Here is a 15,135-nt window from a genome sequence, read left to right as displayed (position 1 = left end):
TCAATACCCCGGCCCGGCCAGCAGGCCGCCGTCGGCGAGGAACTCGGCCCCGGTCGTGTAGGACGACTCGTCCGAGGCCAGGAACGCCACCAGCCGGGAGATCTCGATCGGCTCGGCGAACCGGGAGATCGGCAGCGATTTCAGGAACGCCGCCGGGTCGACCTCGGTCAGCTGCCCGGCCGCCGCGAGCGTCATCGAGGTCATCACCCCGCCCGGGTGCACCGAGTTGACCCGGATCCCGGACGGCCCCAGCTCCTGCGCCGCCGACCGGGTGATCCCGCGGATCCCGAACTTGCTCGCGCTGTAGGCGGACAGCCCGGCCGCCCCGGCGAACCCCTCGATCGACGACACGTTCACGATCGACCCGCCACCGGCCGCGATCATCGCCGGCGCCACGAAGTGCACGCCCAGCCAGCACCCCACCAGGTTCACGTCGAGCACCCGGCGGAACTCGGCCGGGTCCATCTCGGCGATCCGCCCGTGCCGCAGGATCCCGGCGTTGTTGATCAGAACATCGATTTTCCCGTACGCGCTGAGCACTGTCTCCACCGCGCCGGCCCAGTCCGCCTCACTGGTCACGTCATGGTGCACGTAGACCCCGCCGACCTCGCCCGCGACCGCCGCGCCCTTGTCGTCGAGCACGTCCCCGATCACCACCCGGGCGCCCTCGGCGACGAAGTGCCGGGCGTGCGACTTGCCCATGCCCCGGGCACCGCCGGTGATGAGAGCGACCTTGCCGTCCAGCCGGCCCATGGCTACCTCCCAAGCGCTTGCTTGGGAGGGTAACACCGTCAGCGGTCGATGATGCCGTCGAAAAGCAGGCGCAGCAGACCCTCGACGATCTCGTCGGTGGTCCACGACCTGCCCCGCGCCTGCTTCCACGAGGTGGGGATCCAGAGGATGTCGCGCAGCAGCCGATAGACCAGCCGGGCGTCCAGATCGGCCCGGAACTGCCCGCTCTGCTTGCCGCGTTCCAGCTGGTCGATCCAGGTCTGCTCGATCTCCTTCATCGCCGTGCGCAGGTAGGCGAAGCGTTTCTGGGCGCTGAAGTATGCCCAGTCGTTCTGCAGCATGGTCAGCGCGGCCCGGTGCCGGCTGAGCGCCGCCGTGCTGAACCGCACCATCCGCTCGATCGCGGCGCGCGGGTCGTCGACGCCCGCCACCGCCTCCCGGTAACCACCCAGCACGTCGTCGAGGAAGCCGCGCAGGATCTCGTCGCCGATCGACTCCTTGGAGTCGAAGTGGTGGTAGAGGCTGCCGGAGAGGATGCCGGCGGCGTCCGCGATCTCCCGGACCGTGGTGGCCCGGAAGCCCTTCTCCGCGAACAGGTCGGCGGCCAGCCGGATCAGGTGGGCCCGGCGCTCCGACGGCGGCGCGGCCTTCTTCGTGGTCGTCACCTGCTCGATTATGGCCCACTCCCGGCCAATCGCTTGCTCGGGTGCGGGCTCGCGCCGTAGCCTAGAACGCGTTCTAATTTCTGAGGGAGGTGGCGAGGTGCGGGCCGCGGTACTCCACGATCTCGGCGAGAAACTCGACGTTCGCGACGACGTGACGGTGCTCGGGCCCGGCCCGGGCGAGATCCGGATCCGCGTGCGCGCGGCCGGCGTCTGCCACTCCGACCTGTCCGCCCGCGACGGCGGCCTGCCGCAGCCGGTGCCCGCGGTGCTGGGCCACGAGGCGGCCGGCGACGTCCTGGAGGTCGGCGACGGGGTCGACGACCTGGCCCCCGGCGACCGGGTCATCGTGAACTGGCTGCCCTCCTGCGGCACCTGCGCCGAGTGCCGGCGCGGCGAGCCGTTCCTGTGCATGACCCACGTGATGACCGGCTACGCGATGCCCCGCTTCCTCGCCGGTGACCTGCCGGTCTTCGGGATGGCCGGGTGCGGCGCGTTCGCCGAGGAGATGGTGGTGCCGCGGATCGGCGCGGTGCCGATCGAGGCCGACGTGCCCTACGAGGTGGCCGCGCTGGTCGGCTGCGGCGTGATGACCGGGGTGGGCGCCGTGGTCAACACCGCGCGGGTCCGGCCCGGTGACACGGTCGTGGTGATCGGCTGCGGCGGCGTCGGCATCTCCGCGATCCAGGGCGCCCGGGTGGCCGGCGCCGCGCTCATCGCCGCCGTCGACACCGTGCCCGCCAAGCTCGACGTTGCCCGCCGCTTCGGCGCCACCCACGCGGTCGCCCCCGAGCACCTCAGTGGCCTGGTCACCGAGGTCACCGGCGGCGAGGGCTTCGACTACGCGTTCGACGTGGTCGCCCTCCCGCAGACGCTGCGGACCGCCTGGAGCGCCGCCCGCCGTGGCGGCACGGTCGTCGTGGTCGGCGCCGGGCGGGCCGAGCACCAGGTGGAGTTCAACCCGTTCGAGCTGCTCTTCGAGGGCAAGCGGATCATTCCGTCGCTGTACGGCTCGGCCTACCCGCCCCGGGACTTCCCGAAGCTGATCGCGCTGTGGCGGGCCGGCCGGCTGGACCTGGACGGCATGATCTCGCACCGGCTGCGCCTGGAGCAGGTCGACGAGGCGCTCGCCGCGCTCGGCCGGGGCGACGTGATCCGGCAGGTGATCGTTTCCGACCCGGCGGCCTGACGTGCGGCTGGGCATCCAGCTCGGCTACAGCGGGGAGGGCTTCGCGCAGGCCGTGGACGAGGTCGCCGAGTGCGAGGCGGCCGGCGCCGACCTGGTGGTGGTGCCGGAGGCGTACAGCTTCGACGCGGTCAGCCAGCTCGGCTACCTCGCGGCCCGGACCCGGACGATGTGCCTGGCGTCCGGGGTCATGCAGCTCTACACCCGGACGCCGACGCTGACCGCGATGACCGCGGCCGGGCTCGACTACGTCTCCGGCGGGCGGTTCGCGCTCGGCCTCGGCGCCTCCGGCCCGCAGGTCGTCGAGGGCTTCCACGGGGTTCGCTACGACGCGCCGCTGGCCCGGACCCGGGAGGTCGTGGAGATCTGCCGATCGGTGTGGCGCCGCGAGACGCTGGTGCACGAGGGGGCGCACTACCGCATCCCGCTGGCCGGCAAGCCGCTGAAGCTGATCAACCGGCCGGTACGGGACCGGATTCCGATCCTGCTGGCGGCGATGGGGCCGCGCAACGTCGCCCTCGCGGCCGAGATCGCCGACGGCTGGCAGGCGCTGTTCCTGGACCCGGAGGCGCTGCCCGAGGTGTTCGGGCCGGCGCTGGCGCAGGGGCGGGCCCGCCGTGACCCGGCGCTCGGCCCGCTGGACATCATGGTGCCGATGCCGTTCGCGGTGGCCGAGCCCACCGAGCGGCTCCTGGCCCGGCATCGCGCGCAGCTCGCTCTGTACATCGGCGGGATGGGCTCCCGGCAGCGGAACTTCTCCAACGACCTGGTCCGCCGCTACGGCTACGCCGAGGAGGCGGCGCGGATCCAGGAGTTGTTCCTGAGCGGGCGACGCGGTGAGGCGGCTCAGGTCGTACCGAAAAAGCTCTTGGAAGCGACCGCTCTGGTCGGATCGCTGGGCGAAGTGCGGGATCGGGTGGCCGCGCTGGCCGCCGCCGGGGTGACGACGCTGCTGGTGTCGCCGCTCGCGGCGACCCGGGCCGAACGGGTCGAGGACGTGGCGAAACTGAAACGTGTTCTCGCCGAAACAAACCTTTGACATCAGGACGAGTGTGGTCGGATAGTGGAACGCGTTATAGCTCCAACCACCGAGGAGCTCCGATGTCCGCCCACCTCAATCGGCGCCAGCTTCTGGCCGCCGGCCTCGTCGTCGGCTCGGCCGCGCTCGGCAGTCCCGCGCAGGCAGCCCAGCCCTCCTACGATGTCGTGGTCATCGGGTGCGGCGCCGCCGGGATGACCGCGGCGCTGCGGGCGGCCGTGCGCGGCCTCAGCGTCCTGGTGGTGGAGAAGGCGCCGACCTTCGGCGGCTCGGCGGCCCGCTCGGGCGCCGGCATCTGGATCCCGAACAACCAGGTCATCCTCGCCGCCGGGGTGCCGGACACCCCGGCCAAGGCCGCCGCGTACCTGGCCGCGGTCGTCGGCGGCGACGTGCCGACCGCCAAGCAGCGGGCGTTCCTCGACAACGGCCCGCCGATGATCTCGTTCGTTCAGGCGTTCAGCCCGCTGCGCTTCCGCTACATGGACGGCTACTCCGACTACTACCCCGAGCTGCCGGGCGGCATCGCGCGCGGCCGTTCGATCGAGCCGGACCTGTTCGACGGCAAGCTGCTCGGCGCCGAGCTGGCCCACCTCAACCCGCCGTACCTGCCGACCCCGGACGGGCTGACCGTGTTCAGCGCCGACTACAAGTGGCTGAACCTGGCGCTGGTCAACGCCAAGGGCACCGCTGTCGCGGCCGAGTGCGTGGCCCGGTACACCGCGGCCGTGCTGGCCGGGAAGACCCCGCTGACCATGGGACAGGCGCTGGCCGGTGCCCTGCGCGCCGGGCTGGCCGCGGCCGGGGTGCCGGTCTGGCTGAACACCCCGCTCACCGACCTCCAGGTCGACACCACCGGCCGGGTCACCGGCGTCGTCGTCACCCGCGACGGCGTCGCGACCGGCATCACCGCCACCCGCGGCGTGCTGGTCGCGGCCGGCGGCTTCGAGCACAACCTCGCGATGCGCCTGGCCTACCAGCGGCAGCCGATCGGCGTGGACTGGACGGTCGGCGCCAGGGAGAACACCGGCGACGGCATCCGGGCCGGGCTGCTCGCGGGCGCGGCCACCGACTTCCTCGACGACGCCTGGTGGGGGCCGGCCATCCCGTTGCCCGGGGAGCCGTACTTCTGCCTGGCCGAGCGGACCCTGCCGGGCAGCATCCTGGTGAACAGCGCCGGCAAGCGGTTCGTCAACGAGGCCGCGCCGTACAGCGACGTCGTGCACGTCATGTACGACTTCAACGGCGTCACCCCGGACATCCCGTCCTGGCTGATCTTCGACCAGAACTACCGCAACCGGTACCTGTTCCGTGACGTCGCGCCCGGACTGCCGTTCCCCGACTCCTGGTACTCGTCCGGAGCGGTCGTCAAGGACCTCACGCTCGGCGGGCTGGCGGCGAAGATCGGCGTCCCGGGCCCGGCGCTGGCCGCGACCGTGGCCCGGTTCAACGGGTTCGCCTGGACCGGCCGGGACACCGACTTCCACCGCGGCGACAGCGCCTACGACCACTACTACACCGACCCCGCGGTCGTCCCGAACTCCTGCCTCGCACCGCTCTGGCTGCCGCCGTTCTACGCCTGCAAGATCGTGCCGGGCGACCTCGGCACCAAGGGCGGCCTGCGGACCGACCCGCGCGCCCGGGTTGTGCGGGCCGACGGCTCGGTCATCCCCGGGCTGTACGCGGCCGGCAACTCCAGCGCCGCGGTGATGGGGCACAGCTACGCGGGCGCCGGCTCCACCATCGGCCCGGCCATGACCTTCGGTTACATCGCGGCGAACGAGCTCGCGGGGGTGTGAGATGACCAGTCGGCGCACCCTGCTGCGTGCCGCCCTGCTCGGCGTCCCGGCCGCCCTGCTCGCGCTCGACGACGGCGACCACGTCCCCGCCCTGGTCATCGGCAGCGGCTACGGCGGCGCGGTCGCCGCGCTGCGCCTGACCCAGGCCGGCATCGCCACCGCCGTCGTCGAGATGGGCATGGCGTGGACCACGGCCGGCGCGGACGGCAAGGTCTTCTGCGACATGCTCGACCCGGACCACCGGTCGTACTGGTTGCGCACCCGCACCGACCAGCCGGTCGGCTACTTCCTCGGCATCGACGCGAACAAGTCGATCAGCCGGTACACCGGGGTGCTGGACTCGGAGAAGTTCGCCGGCATCCGGGTCTACCAGGGCCGGGGCGTCGGCGGCGGCTCACTCGTCAACGGCGGCATGGCGGTGGTGCCCCAGCGCGACTACTTCGCCCAGATCCTGCCGTCGGTCGACGTCACCTCGATGTACGACACCTACTTCCCGCGCGCCAACGCGGCCCTCGGCGTCAACGCCATCGACACCGCCTGGTTCGAGACCGCCGCTTGCTACCGGTACGCCCGGGTCAGCCGCGACCAGGCCAAGGCGTCCGGTTATCGCACGACGTTCCTGAACAACGTGTACGACTTCGGTTACATGCGGCAGGAGCAGGCCGGCACGGTGACCCGGTCGGCGCTGGCCAGCGAGGTCATCTACGGCAACAACTTCGGCAAGCGGTCGCTGGACAAGACGTATCTGGCCGCCGCGGCCGCCACCGGACGGCTCACCATCAGCGCCCAGCACGTGGTCACCGCCGTCGCTCCGGCGTCGCCCGCCGGCTACACGGTGACGATGAACCAGATCGACACCGCGGGCCGCACGGTCGCCGTCAAGACCGTCCGGGCCGACCGGGTGTTCTTCGCCGCCGGCAGCGTCGGCACCAGCAAACTCCTGGTCGCGATGCGCGCACAGGGCCAGTTGCCGAACCTGCCGGCCGCGGTCGGGCAGGGCTGGGGCAACAACGGCAACGTCATGGTCGCCCGGGCCCAGCACCTCTGGAACACCACCGGCGCCCTGGAGTCCGGCATGCCCGCCATGGGCATCGACAACTGGTCCGACCCGGCCGGCCCGGTCTTCGCCGAGATAGCGCCGTTCCCGGCCGGCACCGAGCTGTGGATCAGTCTCTATCTGGCCATCACCAAAAACCCCAACAGAGCACAGTTCGCGTACGACGTGACGACCGGTTCCGTGGGCCTGAGCTGGCAGACCGCCCAGAACCAGCCGGCGGTCACCGCGGCGAAACGGCTCTTCGACACCATCAACAGGGCGCAGGCCACCGTTTACCGGAGCGACCTGTTCGGGGTGAACAAGGTCTGGGGCGACGACTTCACGTACCACCCGCTCGGCGGCTGCGTCCTCGACCAGGCCACCGACAACTACGGCCGGCTGCCGGGTTACCCGGGCCTCTACGTCGTCGACGGCTCCCTGATCCCGGGCAGCACCGGCGTCAACCCGTTCGTCACCATCACCGCCCTGGCCGAACGCAACCTGGAGAAGATCCTCACCACCGACGTCAGCTGACGCCGGGCGCGCTCGAGGCGTACCGAAATGGTCAGACCCGCGGACCGCAACCGGCCTCGGTTCGGTCGGCAATCGGTGACGTCCAGCCGAGGCTGTTGCACGGCGGGCAGTACACGAACGATCGGGGTCCCTCGGGGGAGGTGGCCAGTCTGCCCGAGCCTCGGCACAGATCGCAGGTCACCGCGGTCCGCGGCCGCGCCGGCCGCAGGTGAGCGAGTTCCGCGTACAGCTCGGCCGCCCGGGCGAGCGCGAAGTCCCGCTCGGCGGCATCGGCGGCCCGCAACGGCCCGGCCTCCTCGTCGTTCAGCACGACGTCGCCGGTCGAGGTCAGGTAGGAGACGGGTCCCCAGTTGTTGAAGATCGGGAGGTGACCCGGCCGGGCATGGTGGCGACGCCAGTCCGGCGCGTGCGCGACCTCCGCGATCAGCCGATCGACCAGTTCAGCGTCCGCCACGCGCACCTCCTGCGGCGCAGCCTACGCATCAGCCGCCACCGTGCCGCTCTCGTGCGGAACCGTGGGCGGCGGCGCCGCGTCCATGAACAGGTGGACGACGAAGTGGCAGTGCGGATGAGACGGCGGGTGCGGTGGTGGTTGCCGGTCGGTGCGGCGGGACTGATCGGTGTCGCGCTGGCCGGGGGCTGCGCGTGGTCGGCGGATCCGGCGGACAGCTCGGACGGGTCGGGCAGCCGGAGCCTGCCGGGGGTGGTGGCGTGCGCGGAGACGATCGCCGTGGGGGACGTGACGGCGGTGAGTGAGCAGGGTGATCGGGTCACCGTGACGCTCGGGGCGGTGCGATATCTGAAGCCGGAGACGGGCGCGGCCACCCTCACGGCCACCGCGGCACGGCCGCCGGGCGCGCCGGTCAAGGGCGACCGTGCGCTGGTGGTGGTGCACGACGCCGGCGACGTCGACCTCTTCACCGGTGCCGACGTCGACGCCGAGTGGGCCTGGATGGAGCGGGCCTTGCCCGACTCGCGCGGGATCGACACCGGCGGGTGCGGCGGCGAGTGAACCGAGCGCGATCCGCGTGCGCACGTAGGGAGTTGGCCGGGGATTTCGGTACCCCTGACGATCGAAGGGACCCCCTATTCACACCCCTATTCCGAGGAGCAGGCATGACCATCGAGGCGAATCCGCGGGACTTCGCGCGGCAGGTGCACGGCGCGTCCGACGCCGAGCTGGAGCAGTTGGCGCGCGAGTCGGAGGGGACGTCGCTGCTGGACGGGATCTTCGCCGGGATGCCCGACGTGTTCCGGGCGGACCGGGCCGCCGGAGTGGAGGCGGTGGTGCACTGGCACGTGCTGGGGCCCGGCGACGCGGAGGGCGTCTACCAGGTGACGATCTCGGACGGCACGTGTGTGACGACGCCGGGGACGACCGGGCCGGCGCGGCTGACCCTGCGGCTGGACATCGCCAACTTCCTGCGGATGACCACCGGGAACGCGGCGGCGTGGACGCTGTTCCTGCGCGGGCGGCTGAAGGCGCGCGGTGACCTGGGTCTGGCCCGGACGTTCCCGCAGTACTTCGACGTGCCGAAGGTGTGAGCGCCGCGCGTCGAGGGCCCGTCATCACCTGGTGGCGGGCCCTGACCGTGTGCGTGACCCATGACGAGAGGCCCGTCACCGGAAGGTGGCGGGCCTCTCGTCCTGGTCAGACGCCGAGCGGAATCCGGATCCGGCTGCTGGTGGCGTGCGCCGGCGGGCGGTCGACGTAGCGGACCGGGACCCCGCGGGCGGCGGCCGCCTCGACGATGCCCGGGACGGCGCGTTCGGCCAGGGCGGCGATGGTGAAGGCCGGGTTGACGGTCAGGCCGGCCGGGACGGACGAGCCGTCGGTGACGAAGATGCCCGGGTGGCCGCGCAGCTCGTGCCGGTCGTCCAGGGCCGAGGTCTCCGGGTCGTCGCCGATCCGGCAGGACGAGAGCGGGTGCACGGTGTACGCCCCGATCGGGTCGTTGGTCCACGGCATCACCCGGGACAGGCCGTCGCGTTCCAGGATGTCCCGGACGTCGGCGTCGGCCCGTTCCCACCCGGCGAGAGTGTTCTCGGTCGGCCGGTAGCGCAGCGCGCCGCGGCTGAGCAGCTGCTGCGAGATCCGGTCGCCGTTGCCGGTCGGCGGGGGCGGCCCGAAGACGCCCTCGTTGTCGTCCTCGCTCATGATGAAGATCGTCAGCCAGGACTGCCAGCGGCGCAGGATCTCCTTCTTCTCCAGGCCGAACCAGCTGGGGCCGGTCGCGTCCGGCACCTGGGCGAGGATGGTGCCGAAGCCGGGCGGGAAGTACAGCTGCTCCAGCGAGTGCCGGCTGAACTCGGGCAGGTTGCCGTCGAGCTTGTCCCAGCTCGCGGCGACCGGGCCCTTGCCGATCTGATAGGCCTCGTACGCCTTGCCGTCCGGCCGGCTGAGCCCGAGCACCTCGCGGACCTTGTCCTCGTTGACGATCGCCGTGTTCAGCCGCTCGCCGTTGCCGGAGAAGTGCCGCCCCACCGCGGACGGCATCGCGCCCAGCGCCTCCTCGGACCGTTGCAGGATGACCGGCGTGGCCACCGCGCCGGCCGCCACGATGACGATCTTCGCGTCGATCGTGCCGCTGCCGGTCACCTCCCGGTAGTCGACCTCGTCCACGGTGTTGAAGTGCACCCGGTACCCGTTGTCCGGGGTCCGCGAGATGTACTGCACCTCGTGCAGCGGCCGGATCTGCGCGCCGTGCTCCACCGCGGCCGGGATGTAGTTGAGCAGCAGCGACCGCTTGGCGTCGAACCGGCAGCCGGACATCATCCAGTTGCAGTTGGTGCACTTGGACTTGTCGATGGCGGCCGGCACCGGGTTCGCCGTACGGCCCGCGTGGTTGCAGGCCGCGGCCCAGAGACCGCCCGAGTACGTGACGTCCGGCCAGTCGTTCTGGGTGATCGGCAGGGACTCGGCGACGGCGTCGTACCAGGGGTCGAGGGCGGCCCGGTGGACCGCCGACGGCCACAGGCGCTTGCCGATGCTGCCCTGGCGTTCGAAGGTGAACCGCGGCGCCCGGGGCATGGCCGCGAAGTAGACGACGCTGCCGCCGCCGACGCAGTTGCCGCCCAGCACGTTCATGCCGTCGCCCATGGTGAACTCGAAGGCCCGGCTGCTGGAGCTGCCGAACTTGAAGTCGTGGTCGAAGTCCTCGCCGCTGAGCCACGGGCCGCGTTCCAGGACCACCACCCGGGCCCCGCCGGCGGCCAGCCGGTACGCCGGGATCGAGCCGCCGAACCCGCTGCCGATGATGACGACGTCGGTGCTGTCGGTCGTGGTCATGCCGGATCTCCCGTCGGGGTGGTGTCGGGGTGGGACTTGGCGAGGACGCGCCCGTACGAGAAGTTCGGGAAGCGCCAGAGGCCGTCGGCGTCCGGCGGGGTGAACCCGATCTGGACGAGACCGGGATGCCCGGCGGCGAGCGCGTCGACGGTGTGCTCGGCGGCGCCGGTGTCCCAGGCCATCACGCTGAACATGGCCAGCGCCACCCACAGCTCCTGCTCCGGGTGGGCCGGCGCGACGAGCTCGCTGGTCAGCGCGGTGCGGTCGGCGAACGACAGGGCCACGAAGGGCGGCACCGCCGGGTCCAGGGTCAGGCCGGTCCGCCGCGCGTACTCGGTGGCCTGGTCGTCGAGGCCGACGGCCAGGGTGTCGAGCATGCCGGCCATGCCGCCCTCCACGGACACCAGCAGGTCCAGCGCGCCGGAGGCGACCGCGCCGCCGCCGGTCGCGGCGCCCGCGACCGCCCGGTCGCCCGGCCAGCGCCGCTCGCCCGGGATGATGGTGTCCGCGAAGGCCTCGAGTGTCATTACCTGATCCGGATCGAGCTCTACGGCGATCTCGAGCATCGGGGTACCCCTTTCTCGGGTAGGGGAGGCTCGGATCTCATCGTTGGCCGACCCCTATTTCCGGCGCATCTTCCCGTTTGCGCCCCCGGACGCCGCCGCACGTTGGGAGACGCTGCCGCCGGTCCGCCGCCGCCAAGATGGACGTCAATCGCCCGGCCGCCGGGAGAGCCGAGGCCGCTGACCGAAAGCGGGAGAAGATGACCACTACTACCGAGGCGGCCGGCGCGGCCGCACAACTCCAGGCGGAGATCGCCGCGGTCCCGGCACGGATGGTGCGGGCCTGGGCCGCGCACGACGCCGACGCGTTCGCGGACCTGTTCGCCGAGGACGGCACGCTGATCCTGCCGGGTGTGCACCGCACCGGCCGGGCCGCGATCCGGGAGTACATGGCGGACGCCTACCAGGGGATCTACCGCGGCACCACGGTCACCGGTTCGCCGATCGGGATCAAGCCGCTCGGCCCCGGCGCGGTCGCGCTGCTCACCGAGGGTGGCGTGCTGCCGCCCGGGCAGGACGAGCTGACCTCGGCGAACGCCATCCGCGCCTCGTGGATCCTGGTCAAGCGCGACGACCGGTGGGTGCTGGCGGTCTATCAGAACTGCCCGCGCGACCCGGCGGGGGCACCGGCATGACCGACGCCGCGCAGGTGACAGCCGCCCTGGCGGCGTCCGGCGACGAGGTCGACCGGATGGTGGCCGGCCTGGGACCGGACGGCTGGGCCACGCCCACGCCGGCGCCCGGGTGGACCGTCGCCCACCAGATCGCGCATCTGGCGGCGACCTTCCGGATGGCCGGGCTGGCCGCCGCCGACCCGGGCGCGTTCGGCGCCCTGGCCGGCACGCTCTCCCCGGACTTCGACGCCAACGTCGAGCGGGCGCTGAGCCAGTTCGTCAACGACCCGCCGGAGGTGCTGCTGGCCCGCTGGCGCCAGGAGCGCGCCACGGCCGGCAAGGCGCTCGACGCGCTGCCGCCGGACCAGCTGGTGCCGTGGCTCGTCCGGCCCATCCCGGCCGCGACGCTCGCGGCGGCCGGGATGATGGAGCTGTTCGGGCACGGCCAGGACATCGCCGACGCGCTGGGTATCGAGCGCACGCACACCGACCGGCTGCGGTACCTGGTCACCTTCGCGGTGCGCACCTGGGACTTCGGCTACCTGGCGCGCGGGTTGCCGGTGCCCGAGCAGCCGTTCCGGTTCGAGATCACCGCGCCCTCGGGCGCGCTGTGGGAATTCGGCCCGGCCGGCGCCGCGGCCCGGATCACCGGGCCGGCCGCGGACTTCTGCCTGCTGGTCACCCGCCGCCGCCATCACCGGGACTTGACGGTACGCGCGGACGGCGCCCCGGCCGAGCAATGGCTGGAGATCGCCCAGGCCTACCGGGGTCCCGCCGGTGAGGGCCGTCGACCCGGGCAGTTCGCGTAGGTCACGAATCCACCGGCTCGTCGGGGAAGTGCCGCTCGGCGTGGTGCTCCACGGCGAGCCGGTGGATCGCCGCGAACGCCTCCTCCAGCAGCAGCCCGCGGGCCAGCGCCGCGGCCCGCTGCACGCCGTCCAGCGGCAGCCGGCTCACCTCCTTGCGGGCCAGCCGGTCGGCGGCGACCACGTAGTCGTCGAAGAACGACAGGCTGGCGTCGCAGTCGAGCCGGCGCATCGCGGCCAGCACGATCGCCAGCTGCGAGCGGGTGGCCGCGTCCGGCCGCACCCGCCAGCCGGCGCCCGCGATGAGACGGTCCACGTCCTGGCGGGCGGTCGCCACGGCCGGCCCCTCGTCCGGGGTCAGGTCCCCGGTGGTGACCCGGACCCGGTTGAGGGTCTCGTAGAGCCCGGTGACCGGCAGGCTCTCGTCGTCGATCGCGGTCAGCAGGCGGCGCACCGAGGTCAGGTCGAGCTGGCCGATCGTGGTGAACACCTTGATCAGCTGGAGCCGGCGCAGGTGCTCCTCGAAGTAGGTGGCCTGGTTGCGCCCGGTCGCCTCGCCGGGTGGCAGCAGCTGCTCGCGCAGATAGAACTTGATCGTGGCGACGGGGACGCCGGACTGCCGGCTCAGATCGGATATGCGCATCATGCTTTTCCCGTCATGGGGGAGAGACCGACCTTAGAAGATCTAAATAGGACTCGCAATAGAGCGCTCTCCTGGGCCTCGGCGAGCTGGAAGGGGACCCCGTGGCGTCGATCTTCGCGCTTGCCGTGCGCCGTCTCGTGCTTCGCCAGGTCCGGCACCTGGGGCCGGTGCGTCCCGGGAGGGCCCCGGATCGGGTGGCCGCGGTCTGCCGCCAGATGGAGGCGGAGTTCGGCATGCCGGCGCCGCCCGTGGCGCTGCACGCGGCCGCCCCCGAGGTGCTGGACGCGGTCTGGCTGGTGCTGCGCGAGACGCTGCTCGCCGGCGACCCGGCCGACCGGGCCGCGAAGGAGGCGGTCGCGGCGGCCGTCTCGCTCGCCAACTCCTGCCCGTACTGCGTGGAGGTGCACGGCGCGACGCTGATCGGCACCCGGCGCGACGACGACGCCCGGCGGATCGCCGAGGGCCGCCTCGACGAGGTGCGGGACCCCGCATTGCGGGCGCTGGCCGGCTGGGCCCGGGACGGTGCGCCGATCCGGCTCCGGGCCGACCGGGCGGCGATCGTCACCGGTGTCGCGGTCACCTTCCACTACCTCAACCGGGTGGTGAACGTCTTTCTCCCGGAGACCCCGCTGGCCGACGTGCCGGTCGGTGGCCGGGACGCCGCCCGCCGGGTGGCCGCATCTGTCTTCGGCCGCCTCGCCCGCGCGGTCGTGCCGCCCGGGCGGGCGGTGACCGGTCTGCCGCCGCGCCCGCTGCCGGACGACCTGGGCTGGGCCGCGCCGGTCGCCACGATCGCCGACGCGCTGGCCCGCGCCGCCGCGGCCATCGACGAGGCCGGCGCCGCGGTGCTCCCGGCGGCCGTCCGCGACCTGGTGCTCGCCCGGCTGGCCGATCCGGCGGAGACGGGGCCCGGCCTCGCTGTCGACCCCTGGATCGCGGTAAGGGTGGCACCCCTGTCGCCCGCCGACCGCCCCGCGGCCCGGCTGGCGCTGCTCGTGGCGTTCGCGTCCTACCGGGTGACCGACCGGGACATCGCGTCGCTGCGCGCGGCCGGGCACGGCGACGACGCGCTCGTACGGGTCGCTGCCTGGGCCGCCATGGCCGCCGCCCGCCGCGCCGCATGCCTGCTGAGCGGCCGCGTGCGCCCGGTAACGGATATCGAAGCTATCCAAAGCGAGTAGTGCCGGTATCCATTCCTACTTCTCGATTGCTGTGCGGGCCCACCCCCAGGTATAGGGGTGGTTGCCCCACCTGGGGATCGATAGCCTTTTCAGCAGGCCGAATGAATACACGGAATTGAATGCAAGGCATATTCCCGGAAGCAGGTTTCGGCCCATTCCTCAGTCGCACGGTGACGCGTGAGCGCCACCCGTTGGGAGGTGTCATGCAAGACGTTTCGGAACGGGCGGTCCTGCGCGCCATCGAAGCCATGGAAGAGCGCATGGGCGAGCAGCTGACGGTCGACGACCTGGCCCGGGCGGCCCTGTTCAGCAAGTTCCACTTCACCCGGATCTTCCAGCGGCACACCGGCGTCTCGCCGGCCCGGTTCCTCTCCGCTCTGCGTCTGCAGCGGGCCAAGGACCTGCTGCTGTCCACCACGATGAACGTCGCGGACATCAGCGTGCAGGTCGGTTACAACAGCGTCGGCACGTTCAGCTCGCGGTTCAGCCGCAGCGTCGGGATGTCGCCGACCACCTACCGTCGGCACGACGGTTTCGCCCCGGCCATCCAGCCGGGCGGCGACCGCCGCGCCACCTGGCCGTCCAGCAGCCGGCTCTCCTGTCACGTGAGCCTGGCGGAGCCGGACGAGAACGCGGTGATCTTCCTGGGCATGTTCGCCGACCGGATCCCGGAGGGGCGTCCGGTGCGGTGCGCGGTGCTGCACCGGCCCGGCTCGGTGCGCTTCGACGCGGTGCCGCAGGGCAGCTGGTACCTGCTCGCCCAGTCGGTGTCGGCCGAGGCGGGCTGGCCCGGCGACAGCGAGGACCGGGCGGACCGGGCGGTGGCGGTGGCCAGCTACGGACCGTTCACCGTCCAGCCGGACAGCATCCTGTCCGCCGACATCGTGCTGCGCCGCGCCCGGGCCCTCGATCCGCCGGTGCTGCTCGCCCTGCTGGACGCGCGCAAGCAGGCGATGGGCGTGCTGCGGACCGCGCCGAGCTGGGCCGACCAGGCCGCCGCCTGACTGTCCGGCCGCGGGCCGCGGGCGTACCGAAAGCAGATCTGAGAGAGGGA

General features: G+C 72.4%; 16 protein-coding genes. 10 read left to right on the top strand and 6 right to left on the bottom strand.

Going from position 1 to position 15,135, the window contains the following annotated elements; all coding sequences use genetic code 11:
- A complete protein-coding gene (locus Aiant_RS09055; RefSeq protein WP_189332451.1) occupies positions 1-753 on the bottom strand; it encodes a glucose 1-dehydrogenase in 753 nt (250 codons plus the stop codon).
- A 38-nt stretch (positions 754-791) separates the two neighbouring features.
- A complete protein-coding gene (locus Aiant_RS09050) occupies positions 792-1,397 on the bottom strand; it encodes a TetR/AcrR family transcriptional regulator (protein WP_189332452.1) in 606 nt (201 codons plus the stop codon).
- A gap of 97 nt (positions 1,398-1,494) precedes the next feature.
- Here Aiant_RS09050 and Aiant_RS09045 point away from each other — a divergent pair, with 97 nt between their 5' ends.
- From Aiant_RS09045 to Aiant_RS09030, 4 genes are all read left to right on the top strand, one after another.
- Entirely contained in the window at positions 1,495-2,583 is a 1,089-nt protein-coding gene (locus tag Aiant_RS09045; protein WP_189332453.1) for a Zn-dependent alcohol dehydrogenase, read from the top strand.
- Position 2,584: 1 nt separating this feature from the next.
- On the top strand, positions 2,585-3,619 hold the full coding sequence (locus Aiant_RS09040) for an LLM class F420-dependent oxidoreductase (RefSeq protein ID WP_189332454.1): 1,035 nt from the start codon (positions 2,585-2,587) through the stop codon (positions 3,617-3,619).
- 194 nt (positions 3,620-3,813) lie between these two features.
- Complete coding sequence (gene kstD / locus Aiant_RS09035) at positions 3,814-5,415, top strand: 3-oxosteroid 1-dehydrogenase (RefSeq protein ID WP_229830544.1); 1,602 nt, start codon at positions 3,814-3,816, stop codon at positions 5,413-5,415.
- Position 5,416: 1 nt separating this feature from the next.
- The gene (locus Aiant_RS09030) at positions 5,417-6,985 is read left to right on the top strand and encodes a GMC oxidoreductase (RefSeq protein ID WP_189332456.1); all 1,569 of its coding nucleotides are present in this window, start codon (positions 5,417-5,419) and stop codon (positions 6,983-6,985) included.
- 31 nt (positions 6,986-7,016) lie between these two features.
- Here Aiant_RS09030 and Aiant_RS09025 read toward each other — a convergent pair whose 3' ends face one another.
- Complete coding sequence (locus Aiant_RS09025; RefSeq protein ID WP_189332457.1) at positions 7,017-7,439, bottom strand: hypothetical protein; 423 nt, start codon at positions 7,437-7,439, stop codon at positions 7,017-7,019.
- 114 nt (positions 7,440-7,553) lie between these two features.
- On the opposite strand from Aiant_RS09025, the gene Aiant_RS09020 reads away from it, so the two are divergent.
- Both Aiant_RS09020 and Aiant_RS09015 read left to right on the top strand, forming a co-directional pair.
- On the top strand, positions 7,554-7,997 hold the full coding sequence (locus Aiant_RS09020) for a hypothetical protein (protein WP_189332458.1): 444 nt from the start codon (positions 7,554-7,556) through the stop codon (positions 7,995-7,997).
- Between the two features lie 104 nt (positions 7,998-8,101).
- The gene (locus Aiant_RS09015; protein ID WP_189332459.1) at positions 8,102-8,530 is read left to right on the top strand and encodes an SCP2 sterol-binding domain-containing protein; all 429 of its coding nucleotides are present in this window, start codon (positions 8,102-8,104) and stop codon (positions 8,528-8,530) included.
- Between the two features lie 106 nt (positions 8,531-8,636).
- Here Aiant_RS09015 and Aiant_RS09010 read toward each other — a convergent pair whose 3' ends face one another.
- Positions 8,637-10,274 (bottom strand): GMC family oxidoreductase N-terminal domain-containing protein, encoded by a 1,638-nt coding sequence (locus Aiant_RS09010; RefSeq protein WP_189332460.1) that lies wholly within the window; start codon positions 10,272-10,274, stop codon positions 8,637-8,639.
- The gene (locus tag Aiant_RS09005; RefSeq protein WP_212847021.1) at positions 10,271-10,801 is read right to left on the bottom strand and encodes a DUF5987 family protein; all 531 of its coding nucleotides are present in this window, start codon (positions 10,799-10,801) and stop codon (positions 10,271-10,273) included. The genes Aiant_RS09010 and Aiant_RS09005 overlap by 4 nt, the downstream gene beginning before the upstream one ends.
- Positions 10,802-11,037: 236 nt before the next feature.
- On the opposite strand from Aiant_RS09005, the gene Aiant_RS09000 reads away from it, so the two are divergent.
- A complete protein-coding gene (locus tag Aiant_RS09000) occupies positions 11,038-11,472 on the top strand; it encodes an SgcJ/EcaC family oxidoreductase (protein ID WP_189332462.1) in 435 nt (144 codons plus the stop codon).
- The gene (locus Aiant_RS08995) at positions 11,469-12,260 is read left to right on the top strand and encodes a TIGR03084 family metal-binding protein (RefSeq protein ID WP_189332463.1); all 792 of its coding nucleotides are present in this window, start codon (positions 11,469-11,471) and stop codon (positions 12,258-12,260) included. The genes Aiant_RS09000 and Aiant_RS08995 overlap by 4 nt, the downstream gene beginning before the upstream one ends.
- 1 nt (position 12,261) lies before the next feature.
- On the opposite strand, the gene Aiant_RS08990 is transcribed toward Aiant_RS08995, so the two are convergent.
- Positions 12,262-12,903 carry a MerR family transcriptional regulator gene (locus tag Aiant_RS08990; RefSeq protein ID WP_212847015.1) on the bottom strand — a complete coding sequence of 214 codons (642 nt, stop codon included), beginning with the start codon at positions 12,901-12,903 and terminating at the stop codon, positions 12,262-12,264.
- A gap of 98 nt (positions 12,904-13,001) precedes the next feature.
- On the opposite strand from Aiant_RS08990, the gene Aiant_RS08985 reads away from it, so the two are divergent.
- Both Aiant_RS08985 and Aiant_RS08980 read left to right on the top strand, forming a co-directional pair.
- Positions 13,002-14,081, top strand: coding sequence for a carboxymuconolactone decarboxylase family protein (locus tag Aiant_RS08985; protein ID WP_189332465.1), 1,080 nt, complete (start codon positions 13,002-13,004; stop codon positions 14,079-14,081).
- Positions 14,082-14,284: 203 nt separating this feature from the next.
- A complete protein-coding gene (locus Aiant_RS08980; protein ID WP_189332466.1) occupies positions 14,285-15,085 on the top strand; it encodes a helix-turn-helix domain-containing protein in 801 nt (266 codons plus the stop codon).
- The last annotated feature ends 50 nt before the right edge of the window (positions 15,086-15,135 follow it).

It is taken from the genome of Actinoplanes ianthinogenes, assembly GCF_018324205.1.
GTDB lineage: Bacteria > Actinomycetota > Actinomycetes > Mycobacteriales > Micromonosporaceae > Actinoplanes > Actinoplanes ianthinogenes.
This window is presented reverse-complemented; position numbering and strand designations above follow the sequence as displayed.